Here is a 19148-nt window from a genome sequence, read left to right on the forward strand (position 1 = left end):
GGCGGTTGGTCTGGACGTCCGGCAGAGGCCAGGATGCGACGTCTCGGCGGCCAGGACGCACGAGGATGCGACGCCTGAGCGGGGGTTGACGGGTCAGGGAGACTGACCCATGGCAACCACCCAGGAAGACGTCAACGGACCGACACCGGACCTCAAGCGGGTGATGGGCCCCGGCCTGCTGCTGCTGTTCATCGTCGGCGACATCCTCGGGGCGGGCGTGTACGCCGTCACCGGGCAGATGGCCACCGAGGTGGGCGGCATCGTGTGGCTGCCGTTCCTGGTGGCGTTCGCGGTGGCCACGCTGACCGCGTACTCCTACCTCGAGCTGGTCACCAAGTACCCGCGGGCGGCCGGTGCCGCGCTGTACACCCACCAGGCGTTCGGCGTGCACTTCGTGACCTTCCTGGTGGCGTTCGCGGTCATCTGCTCCGGTGTCACCAGTGCCTCGACGTCGTCGAACCTGCTCGCCACCAACCTGCTCGCCGGCCTCGACGGCATCGGCATGGGCGTGCCGATGGGGGAGAACGCCGTCACCGTGGTGGCGCTGCTGTTCATGCTGCTGCTGGCCGCCATCAACCTGCGCGGGGTGGGTGAGAGCGTGAAGTTCAACGTCGTGCTGACCCTGGTGGAGATGTCGGCGCTGGCCATCGTGATCGTCATCGGCTTCGTGGCCATGGGCCGGGGCAACGCCGACGTCGGGCGCATCGTCGCCTTCGAGTCCGGCGCCGATCGCGGCATCTTCCTGGCCGTCACGGTCGCCACGGCGGTGGCCTTCTTCTCGATGGTCGGCTTCGAGGACTCGGTCAACATGGTCGAGGAGACCAAGGACCCCGAGCGGGTCTTCCCGCGGATGATGCTCACCGGGCTCGGGATCGCGGTGATCATCTACGTGCTGGTGGCGATCAGCGTCATCGCGGTGATCCCCGAGGGCCGTATCGAGGAGGTCGTCGCCGAGGACGGCAAGGTGCTCCTCAACGTCGTCCAGATCGGCGCCCCGGGGCTGCCGGTGGACAAGATCTTCCCGTTCCTGACCGTCTTCGCGGTGGCCAACACCGCGCTGATCAACATGCTGATGGCCAGCCGGCTGCTCTACGGCATGGCCCACCAGGACGTGCTCCCGCGCGGGCTGGGCAAGGTGCTGCCCGGACGTCGGACGCCGTGGGCCGGGATCGCCTTCTCCACCGCGCTCGCGCTGGGCCTCATCGTGGTGGTCACCTACCTGTCGGGCACCACCGTCATCGGGGCGCTCTCGGGCACCACGGGTCTGCTGCTGCTGGTGGTGTTCGCGGTGGTCAACGTCGCGGTGCTGGTGCTGCGGCGCGACCCGACGCCGGACCTCGCGTTCCGCGCGCCGACCGCGGTGCCGCTGGTCGGCGCTGTCGCCTGCCTGTTCCTCGCGGGGCCCTGGGCCCGCGACCGCGACGACTGGGTCCAGTACCAGATCGCGGGCGGGATGCTGCTGCTCGGCGTCGTGCTGTGGGCCGTCACCTGGTTCACGAACCGGGCGATCCGGGCACAAGCCACCGGCTTCCGCGACATCGAGCACCTCGAGGAGTGAGCCGGGCCGCGGTCCAGGTGAACACTGGGTGAACCAGGGTTCCGACCCCTGCCGCTCGGGCCGCGCAAGCGCGAGGCTAGCGGCCGTGACGGAGATGATCATCCTGGTCCTGGTGGTAGTCACCGCCTTGGCCTTCGACTTCACCAACGGGTTCCACGACACCGGCAACGCGATGGCCACCTCCATCGCCACCGGCGCCTTGAAGCCCAAGATCGCCGTGGCCCTCTCCGCGGTGCTCAACGTGGTCGGTGCCTTCCTCTCGATCGCGGTGGCCGCCGCCATCGCCAAGGACCTGGTCGACCAGAGCGTCGTGACGCTCCCGCTCATCTTCTGCGGCCTCGTCGGCGGCATCACCTGGAACCTCCTGACCTGGCTGCTCGGTCTTCCGTCGAGCTCCTCCCACGCGCTGATCGGCGGCCTCATCGGGGCGGTGATCGCCGCCGTCGGCATGCACGGCGTGCTGTGGACGGGCGTGGCCAGCAAGGTCGTCATCCCGGCCGTGCTCTCGCCGGTGATCGCCGGCTCGGTGGCCGCGCTGGGCACCTGGCTGGTCTACCGCAGCACCCGGCGGGTGAGCGCCCGCAACCGCCAGGACGGCTTCCGCTGGGGCCAGGTGGCCTCGGCGTCCTTGGTCTCGCTGGCCCACGGCACCAACGACGCCCAGAAGACGATGGGCGTCATCTTCTTGGCCCTCATCGCCCACGGCAGCGTGAAGGGCTCCGACGACGTTCCGGTCTGGGTGATCCTCGCCTGCGGCCTGGCCATCGGGCTCGGGACCTACATCGGCGGCTGGCGTGTCATCCGCACGCTCGGCAAGGGCCTGGTCGAGATCGAGTCGCCCCAGGGCATGGCCGCCGAGGCCGCGTCCGCGGCGGTCATCTTGGCCTCCAGCCACTTCGGGTACTCGCTGTCCACCACCCACGTCGCCACCGGCTCGATCCTCGGCAGCGGGGTGGGCAAGCCGGGCGCCGCGGTGCGCTGGGGAGTGGCCGGCCGCATGGTCGTGGCCTGGCTGCTGACGCTGCCCTCGGCCGCGGTCGTCGGCGCCGTCACCTACGGCGTCGCGCACCTGATCGGCGGTGCCGCCGGCGTCGGTGTCGTCTTCGTCGGCATGCTCGCCCTGGCCGGCTTCATGGCCTACCGCGCGCGGGCCACGCTCGTGAACGCGGACAACGTCAACGAGGAGTGGGAGGGCGGTGTCGCTCCGGCGTCCGCCTCCGTCCACGCCGGCGTCTGAGAGGGGACACGACATGTCGGACTACATCGACCTCGCCACGGTCGGCAAGGTGATCGGCTTCGCGATCGTCGCCGGCGCCGGGCTGCCGCTCGTCTTCGCCCTGGGCCTGCGCTCACTCTCCGTCGGCACCGCCGAAGGGGACGAGCAGAGCTTCCAGGTCACCAAGAACCCCGCGGCCCTCGTGGGTGCCGTGGTGTGCTTCCTGCTGGTGGCCGCGGCGATCGTCTACGCCGTCTACCTCATCACCCACAAGTCCTGAGAGGGCGTACGCCTGTGTCGAACCCCGTCTCCAAGGTCCTGGACTGGCTGCGCGCCGGCTACCCCGACGGCGTCCCGCCCACCGACTACTTCCCGCTCCTGGCGCTGCTGCGCAAGACCCAGCTCAGCGACGAGGAGGTGCGCGAGGTCGCCCAGCACCTGGAGCAGCGTGCCAACGGCGAGCCGATCAGCACCATCGACATCGGCGAGCTGATCACCAAGGTCACCAACGAGCTGCCGCACCCCGACGACGTCAGCCGGGTGGGCGCGCGGCTGGTGGCCGGTGGCTGGCCGCTGGCCGACCCCCACATGGACTGAGGCGGGGTCCGTCCGCGCCCGCCCGTAGACTTCTGCGGTGCTCGACACCCCGGTTCCCACCCTCGCGCAGCTGAACGGCATCGGTGCCCTCCAGCAGCCGACGTACGACGACCCGCAGGCCGTCGACGACGTCGTGACGCGACTGCGCGGCCTGCCGCCGCTGGTGTTCGCCGGCGAGTGCGACGAGCTGACCGCCAAGCTCGGCGCCGTCGCCCGCGGCGAGGCGTTCCTCCTGCAGGGCGGCGACTGCGCGGAGACCTTCGCCGGCGTCACCGCCGACAACGTCCGCAACAAGCTGCGGGTGCTGCTGCAGATGGCGGTGGTGCTCACCTACGCCGCCAGCGTGCCGGTGGTGAAGCTGGGCCGGCTGGCCGGGCAGTACGCCAAGCCGCGCTCGTCGGACTCCGAGACCCGCGACGGCATCACGCTGCCGGCCTACCGCGGCGACGCGATCAACGGCTACGACTTCACCCCCGAGTCGCGGCGCCCCGACCCCGAGCGGCTGCTGGAGGTCTACCACTCCTCGGCGGCCACGCTGAACCTGGTCCGCGCCTTCGTCACCGGCGGCTACGCCGACCTGCGGCAGGTGCACACCTGGAACACCGACTTCGTCAAGGGCAGCGAGGTCGGCGGTCGCTACGAGTCGCTGGCCAAGGAGATCGACGCGGCGATGCGGTTCATGGCCGCCATCGGCGCCGACCCCGACGAGTTCCACCGGGTGGACTTCCACTCCAGCCACGAGGCGCTGCTGCTGCCCTACGAGCACGCCATGACCCGCATCGACTCGCGCACGCAGACGCCGTACAACGTCTCGGCGCACTTCGTGTGGATCGGCGAGCGCACCCGTCAGCTCGACGGCGCCCACGTCGAGTACTTCTCGCGGATCAAGAACCCGATCGGCTGCAAGCTGGGTCCGTCGGCCAGCGCCGACGACGCGCTCGCCCTGGCCGCCAAGCTCAACCCGGAGAACGTCCCGGGACGGCTCACCTTCATCACCCGCTTCGGGGCGGGCAAGATCCGCGACGGCCTGCCGCACCTGGTGGAGAAGGTCGCCGCGGCCGGCGTCGAGGTGGCCTGGGTGTGCGACCCGATGCACGGCAACACCTTCGAGTCCGACAACGGCTACAAGACCCGCCGGTTCGACGACGTGCTGGAGGAGGTGCAGGGCTTCTTCGACGTGCACCGGGCGGCCGGCACCTGGCCGGGCGGCATCCTGGTCGAGATGACCGGCGACGACGTCACCGAGTGCATCGGCGGCGGTGAGGACATCACCGCGGCCGACCTGGTGCATCGCTACGAGTCGGTGGTCGACCCGCGGCTGAACCGGGTGCAGAGCCTCGAGCTGGCGTTCCTGGTGGCCGAGATGCTGCGGCAGGCGTGACCTTGATCGATCTGCGCTCCGACACGCTCACCCGGCCGACGGCGTCGATGCGCCGTGCGATGGCCGAGGCTGAGGTGGGCGACGACGTCTACGACGAGGATCCGACCGCCCACGCGCTGCAGGAGCGGGTGGCCGAGCTCTTCGGCAAGCAGGCGGCGCTGTTCGCCCCCACCGGGTCGATGGCCAACCTGCTCGCGGTCGCCTCGCTGGTGGGGCCGGGGCAGGAGGTGCTGTGCGAGTCGCGCGCGCACATCCTGCGCGCCGAGCTGGGTGCCCACGGGGCGCTCATGGGCATCACCAGCCGCACCTGGTCGCACCCGCGCGGACAGCTCGACCTCGCCGCCGTCAAGGAGCTGTACGCCCCCGACATGGGTCCGTTCTTCGTCCGCACTACGGCGATCTCGGTGGAGAACACCCACAACTTCGCCGGGGGGTCGGTGCTCCCGCTGGCCGACCTGCAGGCGCTGCGGGCCTGGGCGACGTCGGTGGGTGTAGGCGTCCACATGGACGGCGCCCGGATCTGGAACGCTCACGTGGCCACGGGCACGCCGCTGGTGGAGTACGGCGCGGTCACCGACGCGCTGGCCGTCTGCCTGTCGAAGGGTCTCGGGGCGCCGGTGGGCTCCCTGTTCGTCGGCACGCACGAGCAGATCGAGGCGGCGCGGGTGCTGCGCAAGCGGATGGGCGGCGGCATGCGGCAGGTCGGCGTGCTCGCCGCGGCCGGGTTGCACGCTCTCGATCACCACGTCGAGCGGCTGGCCGAGGACCACGAGCACGCGGCGCTGATCGCCGAGCGGGTCGGCGTCGACCCGGCGACCGTGGAGACCAACATCGTCGTCATCGACGTCCCCGACGCGGCCGCCGTCGTCGCCCGCGCCGCGGAGGAGGGTGTCCGAGTCGGTGCCGTTGGTCCGCAGCGGGTGCGGCTGCTGACCCACCTCGACGTCACGCGCGCGGACGCCGAGCAGGCGGCGAAGGTGCTAGCCGGCCTGGTCTGAGGCCCGGCGCAGCGCCGCCGGGAGGAACCCGGCGCCGACACGACCCCGACGTCCCTCCGCGTCACCGGGGTTGGAGATCCCGCACCGCTGCAGCGACAGGCAGCCACAGCCGATGCAGGAGTCCAGACCATCGCGCAGCCGTTCCAGGGCGGCGATCTGCTCGTCGAGGCGGCCGCGCCAGTGGCGGGTGATGCGCTGCCAGTCGGCGCGCGTGGGGGTGCGGCCCGCCGGGAGCCGGGCGAGCTCGTCGCGGATCTCCTCCAGCGTGAGGCCGACGTTGCCGGCCGCGCGGATGAAGGCGAGCCGGCGCAGCACCCCGCGCTCGTAGCGACGCTGGTTGCCCGGGCTGCGGGAGGCCACGATGAGCCCCTGGCTCTCGTAGTAGCGCAGCGCCGAGGCGGCGAACCCGCTACGGCGGGCGACCTCGCTGACCGACAGGACGTCGTGGGAATCCATGCTTGACCTCAACCTCGCTTTAACTTGAACACTGACAGACATCAACCCACCGATCAAGGAGAAGGCGATGTCTGTCGCACTCATCACCGGAGGCTCCGCGGGGCTGGGGCGCGAGCTGGTGCTCGCCCTGGCCGAGGGGGGCTGGACGGTCATCACCGACGCGCGAGATGCGCCGCGGCTCGAGAGCGTGTGGCGGGAGGGAGTGGTCGTCGTGCCCGGCGACATCACCGACGCCGACCACCGCGCCGAGCTGAGGGAGGAGGTCGAGCGCCTGGGCGGGCTCGACCTGCTGGTGCACAACGCGAGCACGCTGGGCCCGATGCGGCGCCTGGATGAGGTCTCGATCCCCGAGCTGTCGCAGGTCTGGCGGACCAACGTCGGTGGTCCGCTGGTGCTGACCGGCGAGCTGCTGGATTGGCTGACCGCCTCGCGAGGAGTGCTGGTGGGCATCAGCTCCGACGCCGGTGTCGAGTACTACCCGACGTGGGGGCTCTACGGAGCCTCCAAGGCCGCGCTCGACCACGTCGTGCTCACGTTCGCCGCCGAGAACCCCGAGATCACGGCCTACGCCGTCGACCCCGGCGACATGCGTACCCAGATGCACCAGGACGCCTTCCCCGGCGAGGACATCTCCGACCGACCGCTCCCGGCCACCGTGGTGCCGCACCTGCTGGCGCTGCTCGAGCAGCGTCCGGAGTCGGGGCGCTACCAGGCAGCCGACATCGTGAAGGACACCGTGACGGACACCGCGGTGGAGGTGCTGGTCTGATGCGCACGCTCGAGACCCCGACCACGCGTTTCGCGGCAGCCAGCTTCGCGCCGTCGCCGCCGGCACGCCGCGACGACGTGCGCCTGCTGGTGGCGCGGCCCTCCGGCGTCGCGCACGCACGGTTCGCCGATCTGCCGGATCAGCTGCGGGCCGGAGACGTCGTCGTGGTCAACGACTCGGCCACGGTCAACGGCGAGATCGACGCCCGCTCTGCCCGCCACGGTCCGGTGGTCCTGCACGCGGCCACCCCGCTCGACGACGAGACCTGGGTGGTGGAGGTCCGCACCGCGCCGCACGCCGCGCGCGCCGTGCTCGACGCCGTACCGGGGGAGCGGTTCACGATAGGCCCGCACACCGTCGTGCTGCAGGCGCCCTACCCGGAGGAGGGCTCCTCGCCGACCGGGCAGGGCGACCGGCTGTGGCGGGCGTCCGTGAACGGCGACCTCGCGGCGTACCTGGCCGCGCACGGTCGCCCGATCGCCTACGGCTACCTCGACCGGCGCTATCCGCTGTCGGCCTACCAGACCGTCTTCGGGATCCGGGCGGGCAGCGCGGAGATGCCCTCGGCGGGGCGACCCTTCACGACCGCGTTGGTCACCTCGCTGGTCGCGCGAGGAGTCGCGGTCGCGCCGATCACGCTGCACACGGGCGTCTCCTCCCAGGAGGTGGGTGAGGGCCCGCAGCCCGAGCGGTTCTCGGTGCCGGACGCCACGGCTCGGCTGGTCAACGCGGTCCGCGCCGGCGGCGGCCGCGTCGTCGCGGTCGGCACCACGGTCACGCGGGCGCTGGAGTCGGCGGTGGCCGCCGACGGGCGGCTGGTCGCGGCGTCGGGCTGGACGACGCGCGTGGTGACGCCGGCCGAGCCGCCCCGGGTCGTCACCGGCCTGGTGACGGGATGGCACGACCCGCAGGCCTCGCACCTGCTGCTGGTCGAAGCCGTGGCCGGTGCCGAGCTGAGCCAGCTGGCCTACGACGCGGCAGTCTCGCAGCGGTACGCCTGGCACGAGTTCGGGGACAGCTGCCTGATGCTGCCGTAAGGGGTCCCTCAGGCTCCGATGCTCGCCGTCGGTGCCGGGTCGCTGCTGCGACCGCGGCGCCGGCGGGGGTGCCAGTCGCTGTGGCGGCACCAGGACTCCGTGAGGGTCAGGCCGTGGAGGTGTGGGTCACGTCGTGATGATGGCATCGGTGGCGGGCGAGCGGGAGTGGTGGACGGAACTGTCGGTGGGTGGTGCTGAGGTGGAGGCATGAGCACGACGAACGCCGACGACGTCCGCAGCTGGCTGCGCGCGCTGCCGTCCCTCGACGTCGCGGGTCTCAGTGATGCGGAGCGGGTGGACCTGCTCACGGCGTTGGAATCTTTGAAGGGCGGCGCGGCCGCTGCGCAGGCGCGGGTGATCGCGGAGCTGGACGCCTCTCAGCGCGCGAGCGCATCGACGCGTGAGGAGCACGCAGCGGTCTCTCGGTCGGTGGCGGCGATGGTCGGCCTGGCGCGGCACGAATCGCCGCACGCGGGCCGGAAGTACCTGGGACTGGCCACGGCGCTGGTGCACGAGATGCCGTGCACGATGGCCGCATTGAGTGCCGGTGAGATCAGTGAGTTCAAGGCCATCGTGATGGTCAAGGAGACCGCGGTGCTGACCCTCGAGCACCGCGCCGAGGTCGACCGCCGGCTGGCCGACAAGCTCGCCGTCTTCGGGGTCGGTCGGCTGGGCAAGGCAGCGCGGCTCGTCGGCTACGAGGTCGACCGCGAGTCGCCGCTGAAGCGGGTCCGCGGAGCGGAGTCCGACCGGCGCGTCACGATCCGCCCGGCGCCGGACACGATGACCTGGGTCGGCGCCTTCCTGCCGGTGGCGCAGGGCGTGGGCGTGTACGCGGCGTTGAAGGCCGCAGCCGCCTCCGCCCGGGCGGTGGGCGACCCGCGCAGCGAGGGCCAGGTCATGGCCGACACGCTGTTCGCCAGGGTCACCGGGCTCGACTCGGCCGCCGACATCGGTGTCGAGGTGAACGTGGTGATGGGCCAGGCCGCGCTGTTCGAGGGCAGCGATGAGCCGGCGTGGGTGGCCGGCTACGGCCCGGTGCCGGCGGTGTTGGCCCGGCGGCTCGTCCGCGAGGCGGACCGCGCCTGGGCCCGCCGGCTCTACGCGCATCCGGCCTCCGGTGAGCTGGTCACGATGGATGCGCGACGCCGCTCGTTCAGTGCCGGCGTCCGCAAGCTGGGCGTCCTGCGTGATGACATCTGTGCGACGCCGTGGTGCGACGCCCCGGCCAAGCACGCCGACCACATCACGGCCGCCGCCGACGGCGGACCCTCGACCAGCAGCAACGAGCAAGGACTGTGCGAGGCCTGCAACTACCGCAAGGAGCTCCCCGGCTGGAGCACCACCGGCAGTGCGAGCCGGGTCACCACGACCACCCCGACCGGACACGCCTACGAGTCACGACCACCGCCCTTGCCGGGAACCCAGCAGGTCAAGGTCATCCACATCGTCGGCCCGGCGCTCGAGGTGGACTGGGCGCCGACGGGCTAGCTCCGCACCAGCTCGGTGAGGAAACCCTGATCCACGTACCAGCGGATCGGACGGTCGAGCACGACCTGACCGCCACCGCCCGGCTGCCCGAACGACGGCGCGACCGTGCTCTCGCTCGGGCCTCGGGAATCGGAATGGGCGTCGGCGAACGGCCGGCGCACCTCGTAGACGCGGTGAGGCACGGCGGACCAGGTGTCCGGCAGCGAACGCTGACCGAACGGAGTGGCGGCGGGGTAGAGGTGGTGGGCCGTCTCGGGCTCGAGACTGTCCAGCAGGTCGCCCACCTCCAGCTCCGACGGGGCGGTGGCATTGCTGCGAGCCTCTGCCCGCCTCCGGATCGCTGCTGCTGTGACCTGTCCTCGGCGCTCGTAGTCGGGCGGGTCGTAGCGCAGCGGCTCGACCGAAGCGGGATGGCGGACCAGGTTGACCGCCAGCCGTGCGGCCGCCTCGACGCTGTCGACCACGGCGTAGGGGCGGAACACCCGTCGTGCCGAGGCGCCGACCGCGATGCCGACGTCGACCACGTCGGTGAGCACCCAAGGCCCGTCCATCGGGGGCGGCGCTCCCTCGACGGCGACACCGGTCCACAGCACCGCGTGTGCGGGCAGCTTCGCCTTGCGCAGCGCCTTCAGCAGCACCCGCGCCGGGTCGCTCACAGCAGGATCCGGTCGGGGTCGATCCGGGCGGCGTCCCACAGGACGTCGTTGCCGTCGATGACCCAGATCGTCTCGCCGAGGAGCTCTGCCAGCTGTCGAGTGAGGTTCGCGAAGAGGTCCTCCCAGCGGCATTCGACCGCGAGATGGTCGACGGCGCGCAGGTCGGGGATGCGCACCTGCTCGTCAGCGGTGACGAGGATTCCGTCGTCCTGCGGGTCCCATGGATCGAAGTACCCGACTCGAAAAACCGTGTACATACGGTTCTGGTCGTCGAAGTAGTTCACTGCCGATTCGGACGCGCGTGTCTCGTCGTCCCCGAGCTCGATCAGTGCCGTTCGCATTCGCGAGAACAGGTTGTCTCCTTCGATCATCACTTCTGCGCTCTTCACGCGAACTCCTTGATCAGGTTCAGGAGATCCTGCTTGGTGCGTGCGACGGCGAAGCCGTTGCGCAGAGCGTGAGCGTAGGCCCCGTCCGGCAGCGACGGCGCATACGCAAGTACATGTCGCCCGGAGCTGTCGCGGGTTCGGCTCATTTGCGCTAGTAGCCGGCGCGCGTTGCCGGACTTGACCTGGATGACCGTCGACCCGAGGTCGATGTCGACCTCGCGCAGCGTGCCGTCGTGCATCGGGATCCAGTTGTTGACGTGCTTCACCGTCCCCGGCCGCGTGCTGTCGAGCCAGTTGGCGAGGTCGCCAACGTGCGGGTCTTGCGATGACCACACGTGCGCGACGGTTGCCGCGCGTCGTGACGTCACTGCCTCCCGTACCACCTTCCCGACCTTCGTCGCCCCCTTGGCCCCGAATACCAGCTCGGCCAGGGCCTCGGTGCCCCGACCGACGGCACGGCCGTACTCGTGGTCCTTCCAGTCGTCGGTGTAGGGGTCGGTGAGGGCGTGGCGGGTGGCGTCGGAGGTGCGGATCGGGTGGGTGATGAGGGCGTTGACGAAGTGCAGGAGGCCGCTGGCGGCGTCGCCCGGGTGGCCGACGAGGTCGCGCAGGTCGTGGACGGTGCCGGTGACGCCGTCGCCGAGGCCCTCGAAGAAGCCCATGAGCTGGTAGGCCACCGAGGCCTGGTCGGCGCGGTGCGCCTGCTCGGCGATGGACTCGTAGGCACCACTGAGCTGGGTCCACGCCGCGGTCAGGGTGGTGTCGGCGCCGGCCAGGACGTTGCGGGAGCGAGGGGTGGGTGTGGTGGAGATGCGCAACCGCTCGGTGAGGTGCTCGATCCTGGCGGCGGCGCGATGGTCGCCGCACCGGTGGTCGTCGCGCAGGAAGTCGGCCTGGATCTCCAGGAGGGGACGACGGTCGGGCTCGCTGCGTGCCTGCTCTCGCAGCCGCTCGAGGTCGGCGGTGAGGTGCTGGAGCGCCGCGGCGCGGTCGCGGACGATGTCGGCGACCTCCTCGCCGGTGCGGCGCAGCAGCTCGACCTCGTGGTCGATGCCCCGGATGCCCTTGCGGAGCTCGTCGATACGCAACGCGCTGTTGGACTGCAGCAGCGCGACCTGCACCAGTCCCGCCCCTCGCTGCACCTGCGCGGTCTGGCCGGCCAGCGCGGCGGCACTCTCCCCGAGCTGCCGGCCACGGCTCGCGAGGGCGGCGGCGTCACCGGCCGGCGGGGCGAACGAGCTGGTCATGGGAGAGACCTACCCGGGTTGACGCCCCCGCCACACCCGGCCGAGCAGATCTGTGGACAACCGGTCAGGTCAGCGTGAGCGTGATCGTGCTGCCCTTGGGCGCCATCGTGCCCTGGTCGGGGGTGGAGGCCACGACGATGTTGAGGCCGACGTAGGTCGGTGCGTTGGTGGTGGCGACCTGGAACCCGCGCTTCTTCAGCCGCGCGGTGGCCCGCGCGATGTCGAGCCCGACGGTCTTCGGCACCAGCACCATCTGCGGTCCCTTGGACACCACGATCCCTACGGAGGCGCCCCGGAACAGCGTGCCACCCTGGGGCGTCTGCTTGCCGACGATGCCGGCCGGTACGGAGTCGGAGTAGACGTCCTTGCGGGAGACCTTGAACCCGGCCTGCTTCAGACCGGCGATCGCGGTGTCGACGTCCTGGCCGATGTAGTTCGGCACGTCGATCGGCTTCTTGCCCTTGCTGACCACGACGTCGACCGGTGAGCCGCCGCGCAGCTGGGTGCCCGGCACCGGGTTGGTCGTGATGACCTTCCCCTCGGCCACCTTCTGGCTGTACTGCTCGGTGGCGTTGCCATAGCTGAGCTTGGCGTCCTGCAGCATCTGCTGGGCCTTGTCCAGCGTCCGGCCGCGCACGTCGGGCACGGCGTGGGTCTCGGGTCCGCGCGAGATCGTCACCGCGACGGTGTGTCCCTTGAGGATGCGTGAGCCCGGGTCGGGGTTGGTGCTGACGACGGCACCTTGAGGTACGCCCGTGGAGTAGGCCTGCCCGCCGACCTTGAACTTCAGCCCGGCCTGGGTGATCTTGTCCTTCGCGTCGGCCTGCGCGAGGTTGATGACGCCCGGAGTGTTCGTGTAGCGGGCGATGCCGAAGTACCAGGCACCCACCCCGACCGCGAGCGCGGCCACCAGCAGCCCGATGAGCATGATCGGCCCGCGTCGCGAGCGCCGAGGTCGTGGTCGCTGCGGTCCGGGCGGGCGCTGAGGCGGCACCCGGGCCGGCTCCGGTGCCGGTGGCATGGCGACCGCCGCCGCGCCGTTGATGGCCGAGGTCGGCTCGGTGCCCGAGGAGTACGGCGCGAAGTCCTGGTAGCCCGAGCCGGCGTAGGCGTCGTCGATCGCGACGGCGTCGAACCCGTCGGAGTCCTCCAGCGGCGACCAGGAGGCGGTGTCCTGGGAGGGGTCGATGATGACGCGCGGCATCTGGTCGTCGGTGTCGACGAAGGGGTCGCGCCGGTGGGCGACCGGCAGCAGGTCCTCGACCAGGTCGGGGTCGTCCACGACACCGGCCGCCAGGGCGGAGTGCACGCGGTGCACCTGGTGCAGCAGGACGCCGGCGTCGCGCGGCCGCAACGAGGTGTCGCGCGCCGTCGCCCGTGCGACCAGCGCGTCGAGGTAGGCCGGGAGCCCGGGCACGCGCGCCGAGGGCGGCGGGATGTCCTCGTGCACGTGCTTGTAGGCCACCTGGATCGGCGTCTCGGCCTGGTGCGGCTTCTCGCCGGTGAGCATCTCGTAGAGCAGGACGCCGACGGCGTAGACGTCGGCGCGCGCGTCGGCCTCCCCGGCCACCACGAGCTCGGGGGAGAGGTAGGAGACGGTGCCGATGAGCACGCCGGTGCTGGTGTGCTGGGTCTCGGCGTTGATCGCTCGGGCCAGGCCGAAGTCGGCGACCTTGACGCGACCGTCGTCGGCCAGCAGGACGTTCTCCGGCTTGACGTCGCGATGGATCATGCCCGCCCGGTGGGCCGCGGCCAGCGCCTCGAGCACCGGCTCGACCACCATCAGCGTCTTCAGCGGCGCGATCGGCGCCTCGGCCCGGACCAGGTCGCGCAGGGTGATCCCCGGCACGTACTCCATGACCAGGTAGAGCGTGCCGTCGTCGTCGCCCTGGTCGAAGACCGCCACCACGTTCTGGTGCGCGAGCCGTGCCGCGGCCTGTGCCTCGCGGCGGAAGCGCTGGGAGAACTCCTCCTCCTGGCTCCCGCTCTGGCGCAGTCCCTCGTGCATGACCTTGACCGCGACCGCCCGGTCGAGTCGGGTGTCGACCGCCTCGTAGACCGTCGCCATCCCGCCCCGCGCGATGCGCTGGAGGATCCGGTAGCGGTCGTCGAGGGAGCGGCCGATGATCGGGTCGGCGACCCGGTCGGCTGTCGTGCGCTCCACGCGAAGAACCTCCACAGGATTCGCCCAGGCACGGTCCTGGACCGTCCCAGGCTAGTGGGTCGGGCGATCTGGGCCCGGTAGGTCGGGCTGCGGGCCTTTACGATCGGCGTCATGGACCTCGGTTCGCTGGTGGGCGAGTGGCTCGACCACAAGACCTGTGCGCAGCACCTGAACGTGCCCGTGAGCAAGATCAGCCAGTACGTGCGCGAGCATCAGCTGGCCGGTGCCGTCCCGCGCGACGGGGCGGGCCAGCAGGTGCCGGCCGCCCTCATCGCCGACGGCCAGGTCGTCAAGGGCGTCCCCGGCGTCCTGACGGTGCTCCACGACGGCGGCTACGACGACCGCGAGGCGCTGACCTGGCTGTTCACCGACGACGACACCCTGCCCGGCCGACCCATCGACGCACTGCGTGAGAACCGCGGCAGCGAGGTCAAGCGCCGCGCCCAGGCGATGGCGTTCTGATGGCCGAGAGCCGGGTCGCGAGCGTCCTCGAGCGCGTCGTGGTCGTGCTGCTGGTGGTGCTGGTGCTCGTCGGCGGCTGGACCTTCCTGCACTCGGGCAAGTCCCACGCCGACCCGGCGACGTCCTCCGACACGGGCTCGAGCTACGTCGCGGAGTCGGCGCTCTCGGGTGCCGCCCGCAGCGCGGTGAGCCGCATCGACGCTGGGGGCCCGTTCCCCAGCAGCACCGACGGCACCGTCTACCGCAACGACGCCCACCTCCTGCCCACCCAGCCGACCGGGTACTACCACCGCTACGGCGTCTCCGGCTCCGCGCTGATCGTCCAGGGGCAGGACGGCACGCTGTACTACTCCGCCGACGCCAAGCGGTTCGAGCAGATCAAGCGCTAAACGACGCGCTGCGTCGCGGCGTCGGCCAGCGCCCGTAGCTCCTCGCGGGCGCCGGCGTCGATCTCGGCCTCGTCCAGCCGCACGAGGGCGCGCCGGGTGAGCTCGCCGATCACGTCCTCTACCTGCGCCCGCGCGCCGCTGCGGTCGATCAGTCCGCGCAGCCGCTCGACCTCCTGGGCACCGAGCGGTTGTCCCAGGCTGCGGTCGAGATGGGCGGCGTCGCCGGGGGAGAGGGCGTCGAGCGCCAGGGCGACCAGCACGGTCCGCTTGCCCTCGGTCAGGTCGTCGCCGGCGGGCTTGCCGGTCACCTCGGGATCGCCGAAGACCCCCAGCAGGTCGTCGCGCAGCTGGAAGGCCTCACCCAGCGGCAGCCCGAAGCGGGTGAGCTGGCGGATCGTGTCGGGCTCGGCGCCGGCCAGGGCCGCGCCGATGTGGAGCGGCCGCTCGATGGAGTACTTGGCCGACTTGTAGCGCAGCACGTTCATCGCGGTGTCGACGTCGCCGGCCGCCCGGGCCTGCGCCGAGACGTCGAGGAACTGCCCGGTGACGACCTCGCTGCGGGTCAGGTCGAACCAGTGCTGGGCGGCACGGACCCGCTTGTGGGGCAGCCCGCAGGTGCGCAGCATCTCGTCGGCCCAGCTCAGCAGCAGGTCGCCCAGGAGCAGCGCGGCGGCCACGCCGTACTGGTCGGGGTCGCCGCGCCAGGCCTGGTGGCGGTGCAGGGCCGCGAAGTGGTGGTGGGTGGTGGGGTGCCCGCGGCGGACGTCGGAGGCGTCCATGACGTCGTCGTGCACCAGCGCGCTCGCGTGCAGCAGCTCCAGGGAGGCGCAGGCCCGCAGCAGCGCGGCCTCGTCGCTCGGGACGGCCACGGCACGGTGGCCCCAGTAGCAGAACATCGCCCGGAACCGCTTCCCGCCGCTGAGGCTGGTCCGCGCCGCTGCCATCATTCGTTCGGCGTCGGGACCGAGCCGGTCGAGCCAGACGGCGTGGTCCTCGACGAAGCCCATCAGCTGCTTCTCGACGTCGTCGCGGAAGGCGGAGACGTCCCATCCCCCGGGCCCATCGGTCACGACGGTCAGCGTAATGCCTAGCATTTCAGGCATGAATTCGATCGGCGACCGCCTCGACGGCCTGCTCCTCCGGGGTCGCCGATCGTTCTCGTTCGAGTTCTCCCCGCCCAAGGACGCCGAGGGCGAGGAGGTGCTGTGGCGCTCGATCAGCGAGCTCGAACCGCTGCGCCCGACGTTTGTCTCGGTCACCTACGGCGCCGGCGGCGGCAACCGCGACCGGGTCGTCGAGATCACCGGCCGCATCGCCCGCGAGACCTCGATGCTGCCGATGGCCCATCTGACCTGCGTCGGTCACACCACCGACGAGCTGGACGTCGTGCTGGGCCGGCTGCAGCAGGCCGGCGTCCGCAACGTGCTGGCGCTGCGCGGCGACCCGCAGGAGGGGCCGCGCGCGTCGTGGACCAGCACCCCGGGAGGGCTCGACTACGCCAGCGAGCTGGTCGCCTTCGTCCGCGACCACGCCGACGTCTGCATCGGCGTCGCAGCCTTCCCCGAGGGTCATGTGGGGGCGACCTCGCTGGAGCAGGACGCCGAGGTGCTGCGCGCCAAGCGCGACGCCGGGGCGTCGTTCGCCGTCACGGAGATGGTGCTCCGGGCCTCGGACTACCTCGGGCTGGTCGAGCGGGCCCGGGCCGCCGGCGTCGAGTTCCCGATCATCCCCGGCATCATGCCGATCCTGAACCTGCGCTCGATGGAGCGCATGGTCGAGCTCTCGGGCCGCGAGATGCCGGCCGAGGTGCTGGCCCGCCTCGAGCCCCTCAAGGACGACCCCGCCGCCGTCCGCGCCGAGGGCATCGCCATGGCCACCGAGCTGTGCGAGACGCTGCTGGCCGCCGGTGCCCCCGGCCTGCACTTCTACACGCTCAACCGCTCCAAGGCGACCCGGGAGATCTGGGCCTCGCTCGGATCGCTGACCGGCTAGTCCGCGCTCGTCAGTCGGCTGCCCCGACGGCCTGAGCGACCAGCGCCGCGGAGAGCCCGACGTGGTGCAGCCCGGCGCCCAGCGGGCCGTGGGCCCCGGCGGCGTGCACGCCGGTCAGCGGCGTCGTGGTGCCGAGCCGGTAGCGGCCCCGCCGGGCGAGCGTGCGCGGGTCCTGCCAGGCCACGCCGTAGGGCGATCCGTTCCACTGCGCCGCCAGGTCGCGCGGCGAGCGGTCCACGCGCACCTCGATGCGGCCGCGCAGGTCGGTCCCGCGAGCCGCCAGCGCCTCCACCAGGTCCTCGGTGCCCCGGCCGCGGCCCAGGATCGTCACGGCCGCTCCGCTCGCGCGCACCACGAGGTGCGGATCTCCGTGCAGGACGGTCTCGAACGGCAGGCCGGCGTCCTCGGTGAGACCGAGGTGGCACACCGCCGGCGGCAGGGTCGGGGTCGAGCGTGAGACCAGCGGCGCGAGCACGGGCAGCCGACGCGGGTCGGTGGCGACCACGGCCACCTCGCACGGCTCGTCGCCCGCGGCCGTCCGCACGGCTGCGACGCGGTCCTCGCGCACCACCAGGTCGAGGACCGTCGTGCCCAGGTGCACCGCGACGCCGCGGGTGGCCAGCCGGCCGGCGAGCACCTCGGCCAGCCGGCCCATCCCGCCGGGCAGGGTCCAGGTGCCGAACTTCTGCTCCAGGTAGCTGCGCACGCCGGTCCAGGCCGGCATCCGCGCCGCGTCCTGGCCCTCCAGCACCGTCCAGCCCAGCGCGAGCTCGCGCAGCCGGTCGTCGGGCAGCGCCGTGCGCACCAGCTTGGCCAGCGGGTAGCGGCTGGTCAGCAGCTGCCGGGCCCGCGCGGAGGCGTGGTCGGGCGACCACGGCTGCTCGAACCAGTCGCGTCGCAGGTCGGCCCAGGCGTCGTTGAACTCGTCGGTGTAGCGCAGCCAGGCGGCTCCGGCACCCGTGCCGTACGCCGCGTCCAGAGCGTGCAGCGACTCCGCGCGGCCCTCGGGCAGGTCGACGACGCTGCCGTCGGAGAGCACGTGACGTCGGGGCGGCGCCGGCTCCAGGTCGGGCACGTCCAGGCGGGCCAGCTCCTGCTCCAGCGCCCGGCCCGTCTTCCGGAACAGGTCGCGCACCACGGCGGGCAGCAGCGTGTGAGCAGGCCCGGTGTCCCAGCGGTACCCGTCGTGCTCGAGCGTGCCGAGCGCGCCGCCGAGCCGGTCGGCGGCCTCGTGGACGGTGACCTCGTGACCGAGCTTGGCCAGCCTGGCCGCGCAGGCCATGCCGGCGTACCCACCGCCGACGACGGCGACCCGGGCCACCGGCTAGGCCACGTCGATCTCGACCGCGCCGGTCAGCCGCAGCAGCTCCTCGACGGTCGTCGAGAACACCGCCGCCGGGTGACCGGCCGCCGCCCAGATCTCCTCGTGCCGGCGCATCCAGGGGTCCAGATAGGTGCGCACGGGGTGCGGGTGACCCAGCGGCGAGACCCCGCCGATGACCTGTCCGGTGTGCTCGCGGACGAACTCCGGCGTGGCGCGGCGCAGCTCGCCGACGCCGATCGCGGCGGCGGTCCGCTCGGTGTCCACCCGGTGCGCGCCGGAGGTGAGGACCAGCACGGGCTCAGAACTGTCGGTGGCGAACAGCAGGCTGTTGGCTATGGCCCCGACCTCGCACCCCAGCGCCGCCGCTGCGAGCGCCGCCGTGTGCACCGTGTCGGGCAGCACCACGATCCGCCCGGTGCCGCCGAGCTCCCTGAGCCGCTCACGGAAGCGGCCGACCGCCGCCGGCTCGGTCGCGCCTGCCTGCTCCTGCGCCATGGGCGCGAACCTACCCAAGAGCCTTGACCACCTCGTCCGGCTGGTGTCTACTGGACGTAGTCGAACAGACGTTCGAGGGGTCGAGCACCAGAGAGGACACCGACCATGACCTACCTCCCCGCGGCCACGCACTCCTACCTCGACCTCGCCGCCGCGTCGCTGGCCGAGGCCGCTGCCTGTCACGACGTCCCCACGCGCTACGCCACCGCCCACGTGGCAGCACTGCGGGCCACCGCCGCCCTGCTGGCGGCGCGGGCCGAGCCCACCGTCGAGCGGCGCCGTCCGCAGCGCAACGCCTGGGTGCTGCTGGCCCAGGTAGCCCCCGAGCTCGCCGAGTGGGCCACCCTCTTCGCCGCCGGCGCCGACAAGCGGGCGGCGGCCCAGGCCGGCTCGCGTCGTGCCGTCACCGCACGCGAGGCCGACGACCTGGTCCGCGAGGCCGACCGGTTCCTGGCCGTCGTTGAGCAGTCGCTGGGCGTGGTGCGCCACGCCGAGCCGGTGGCGAGCAGTCACGTTGCCTGAGCGGT

The 19148-nt window shown here is 72.0% G+C and carries 21 protein-coding genes; 13 read left to right on the forward strand and 8 right to left on the reverse strand.

Annotated elements, in window-relative coordinates; translation table 11 throughout:
- Positions 1–109 precede the first annotated feature (109 nt).
- From D9V37_RS10070 to D9V37_RS10095, 6 genes are all read left to right on the forward strand, one after another.
- A complete protein-coding gene (locus tag D9V37_RS10070) occupies positions 110–1558 on the forward strand; it encodes an APC family permease (RefSeq protein ID WP_121806036.1) in 1449 nt (482 codons plus the stop codon).
- Between the two features lie 94 nt (positions 1559–1652).
- The gene (locus tag D9V37_RS10075) at positions 1653–2795 is read left to right on the forward strand and encodes an inorganic phosphate transporter (protein WP_121806512.1); all 1143 of its coding nucleotides are present in this window, start codon (positions 1653–1655) and stop codon (positions 2793–2795) included.
- A 13-nt stretch (positions 2796–2808) separates the two neighbouring features.
- Positions 2809–3054 carry a hypothetical protein gene (locus D9V37_RS10080; protein ID WP_121806037.1) on the forward strand — a complete coding sequence of 82 codons (246 nt, stop codon included), beginning with the start codon at positions 2809–2811 and terminating at the stop codon, positions 3052–3054.
- 14 nt (positions 3055–3068) lie between these two features.
- On the forward strand, positions 3069–3371 hold the full coding sequence (locus tag D9V37_RS10085) for a DUF3349 domain-containing protein (RefSeq protein ID WP_121806038.1): 303 nt from the start codon (positions 3069–3071) through the stop codon (positions 3369–3371).
- A gap of 37 nt (positions 3372–3408) precedes the next feature.
- Entirely contained in the window at positions 3409–4752 is a 1344-nt protein-coding gene (locus D9V37_RS10090; protein ID WP_121806039.1) for a class II 3-deoxy-7-phosphoheptulonate synthase, read from the forward strand.
- Entirely contained in the window at positions 4749–5750 is a 1002-nt protein-coding gene (locus tag D9V37_RS10095) for a threonine aldolase family protein (protein ID WP_332835746.1), read from the forward strand. The genes D9V37_RS10090 and D9V37_RS10095 overlap by 4 nt, the downstream gene beginning before the upstream one ends.
- Here D9V37_RS10095 and soxR read toward each other — a convergent pair.
- Positions 5733–6206: a redox-sensitive transcriptional activator SoxR gene (gene soxR / locus D9V37_RS10100; protein ID WP_121806040.1), complete on the reverse strand. Its 474-nt coding sequence runs from the start codon at positions 6204–6206 to the stop codon at positions 5733–5735. The genes D9V37_RS10095 and soxR overlap by 18 nt on opposite strands.
- 67 nt (positions 6207–6273) lie before the next feature.
- Between soxR and D9V37_RS10105 the strand changes: the two genes are divergently transcribed.
- The 3 genes from D9V37_RS10105 (at position 6274) to D9V37_RS10115 (ending at position 9503) form a co-directional block, all read left to right on the forward strand.
- Entirely contained in the window at positions 6274–6975 is a 702-nt protein-coding gene (locus tag D9V37_RS10105; protein WP_121806041.1) for an SDR family NAD(P)-dependent oxidoreductase, read from the forward strand.
- The gene (locus D9V37_RS10110; protein ID WP_121806042.1) at positions 6975–8012 is read left to right on the forward strand and encodes an S-adenosylmethionine:tRNA ribosyltransferase-isomerase; all 1038 of its coding nucleotides are present in this window, start codon (positions 6975–6977) and stop codon (positions 8010–8012) included. Before D9V37_RS10105 ends, D9V37_RS10110 begins: the two co-directional genes overlap by 1 nt.
- 207 nt (positions 8013–8219) lie before the next feature.
- Entirely contained in the window at positions 8220–9503 is a 1284-nt protein-coding gene (locus D9V37_RS10115; RefSeq protein WP_121806043.1) for an HNH endonuclease, read from the forward strand.
- Here D9V37_RS10115 and D9V37_RS10120 read toward each other — a convergent pair.
- The 4 genes from D9V37_RS10120 to pknB all read right to left on the reverse strand — a co-directional run bounded on the left by D9V37_RS10120 (position 9500) and on the right by pknB (position 13959).
- Entirely contained in the window at positions 9500–10159 is a 660-nt protein-coding gene (locus D9V37_RS10120) for a glycohydrolase toxin TNT-related protein (RefSeq protein ID WP_158604434.1), read from the reverse strand. The genes D9V37_RS10115 and D9V37_RS10120 overlap by 4 nt on opposite strands.
- On the reverse strand, positions 10156–10548 hold the full coding sequence (locus tag D9V37_RS20235; protein WP_158604435.1) for a hypothetical protein: 393 nt from the start codon (positions 10546–10548) through the stop codon (positions 10156–10158). The genes D9V37_RS10120 and D9V37_RS20235 overlap by 4 nt, the downstream gene beginning before the upstream one ends.
- Entirely contained in the window at positions 10545–11795 is a 1251-nt protein-coding gene (locus D9V37_RS10125; RefSeq protein ID WP_121806045.1) for a hypothetical protein, read from the reverse strand. Before D9V37_RS10125 ends, D9V37_RS20235 begins: the two co-directional genes overlap by 4 nt.
- Before the next feature lie 64 nt (positions 11796–11859).
- Positions 11860–13959 (reverse strand): Stk1 family PASTA domain-containing Ser/Thr kinase, encoded by a 2100-nt coding sequence (gene pknB, locus D9V37_RS10130; protein WP_232524846.1) that lies wholly within the window; start codon positions 13957–13959, stop codon positions 11860–11862.
- A gap of 111 nt (positions 13960–14070) precedes the next feature.
- Between pknB and D9V37_RS10135 the strand changes: the two genes are divergently transcribed.
- Positions 14071–14421 carry an Rv2175c family DNA-binding protein gene (locus D9V37_RS10135; RefSeq protein ID WP_121806047.1) on the forward strand — a complete coding sequence of 117 codons (351 nt, stop codon included), beginning with the start codon at positions 14071–14073 and terminating at the stop codon, positions 14419–14421.
- Positions 14421–14810, forward strand: coding sequence for a ribonuclease domain-containing protein (locus D9V37_RS10140; RefSeq protein WP_121806048.1), 390 nt, complete (start codon positions 14421–14423; stop codon positions 14808–14810). The genes D9V37_RS10135 and D9V37_RS10140 overlap by 1 nt, the downstream gene beginning before the upstream one ends.
- On the opposite strand, the gene D9V37_RS10145 is transcribed toward D9V37_RS10140, so the two are convergent.
- Positions 14807–15880, reverse strand: a complete 1074-nt coding sequence (locus tag D9V37_RS10145) for a polyprenyl synthetase family protein (RefSeq protein ID WP_232524847.1) — start codon at positions 15878–15880, stop codon at positions 14807–14809. The genes D9V37_RS10140 and D9V37_RS10145 overlap by 4 nt on opposite strands.
- Before the next feature lie 31 nt (positions 15881–15911).
- On the opposite strand from D9V37_RS10145, the gene metF reads away from it, so the two are divergent.
- Positions 15912–16802 (forward strand): methylenetetrahydrofolate reductase [NAD(P)H], encoded by an 891-nt coding sequence (metF, locus tag D9V37_RS10150; RefSeq protein WP_121806050.1) that lies wholly within the window; start codon positions 15912–15914, stop codon positions 16800–16802.
- Between the two features lie 10 nt (positions 16803–16812).
- Here the strand turns inward: metF and D9V37_RS10155 are convergent, their stop codons facing one another.
- Together D9V37_RS10155 and D9V37_RS10160 are read right to left on the reverse strand one after the other, a co-directional pair.
- The gene (locus tag D9V37_RS10155; RefSeq protein WP_121806051.1) at positions 16813–18123 is read right to left on the reverse strand and encodes a phytoene desaturase family protein; all 1311 of its coding nucleotides are present in this window, start codon (positions 18121–18123) and stop codon (positions 16813–16815) included.
- Between the two features lie 3 nt (positions 18124–18126).
- Entirely contained in the window at positions 18127–18621 is a 495-nt protein-coding gene (locus tag D9V37_RS10160; RefSeq protein WP_121806052.1) for a YbaK/EbsC family protein, read from the reverse strand.
- 105 nt (positions 18622–18726) lie between these two features.
- Here D9V37_RS10160 and D9V37_RS10165 point away from each other — a divergent pair, with 105 nt between their 5' ends.
- Positions 18727–19143: an SAV_6107 family HEPN domain-containing protein gene (locus D9V37_RS10165; protein ID WP_121806053.1), complete on the forward strand. Its 417-nt coding sequence runs from the start codon at positions 18727–18729 to the stop codon at positions 19141–19143.
- Positions 19144–19148: the final 5 nt, after the last annotated feature.

It is taken from the genome of Nocardioides mangrovicus (genome assembly GCF_003674065.1).
In the GTDB taxonomy this organism is placed as follows: Bacteria; Actinomycetota; Actinomycetes; order Propionibacteriales; family Nocardioidaceae; genus Marmoricola; species Marmoricola mangrovicus.

Coding starts and splice junctions, on each gene's coding strand:
- D9V37_RS10075 (WP_121806512.1), top strand. CDS start 1,653: ATGATCATCCTGGTCCTGGTGGTAGTCACCGCCTTGGCCTTCGACTTC.
- metF (WP_121806050.1), top strand. CDS start 15,912: ATGAATTCGATCGGCGACCGCCTCGACGGCCTGCTCCTCCGGGGTCGC.
- D9V37_RS10105 (WP_121806041.1), top strand. CDS start 6,274: ATGTCTGTCGCACTCATCACCGGAGGCTCCGCGGGGCTGGGGCGCGAG.
- soxR (WP_121806040.1), bottom strand. CDS start 6,206: ATGGATTCCCACGACGTCCTGTCGGTCAGCGAGGTCGCCCGCCGTAGC.
- D9V37_RS10165 (WP_121806053.1), top strand. CDS start 18,727: ATGACCTACCTCCCCGCGGCCACGCACTCCTACCTCGACCTCGCCGCC.
- D9V37_RS10125 (WP_121806045.1), bottom strand. CDS start 11,795: ATGACCAGCTCGTTCGCCCCGCCGGCCGGTGACGCCGCCGCCCTCGCG.
- D9V37_RS10080 (WP_121806037.1), top strand. CDS start 2,809: ATGTCGGACTACATCGACCTCGCCACGGTCGGCAAGGTGATCGGCTTC.
- D9V37_RS10160 (WP_121806052.1), bottom strand. CDS start 18,621: ATGGCGCAGGAGCAGGCAGGCGCGACCGAGCCGGCGGCGGTCGGCCGC.
- D9V37_RS10070 (WP_121806036.1), top strand. CDS start 110: ATGGCAACCACCCAGGAAGACGTCAACGGACCGACACCGGACCTCAAG.
- D9V37_RS10140 (WP_121806048.1), top strand. CDS start 14,421: ATGGCCGAGAGCCGGGTCGCGAGCGTCCTCGAGCGCGTCGTGGTCGTG.
- D9V37_RS10110 (WP_121806042.1), top strand. CDS start 6,975: ATGCGCACGCTCGAGACCCCGACCACGCGTTTCGCGGCAGCCAGCTTC.
- D9V37_RS10135 (WP_121806047.1), top strand. CDS start 14,071: ATGGACCTCGGTTCGCTGGTGGGCGAGTGGCTCGACCACAAGACCTGT.
- D9V37_RS10115 (WP_121806043.1), top strand. CDS start 8,220: ATGAGCACGACGAACGCCGACGACGTCCGCAGCTGGCTGCGCGCGCTG.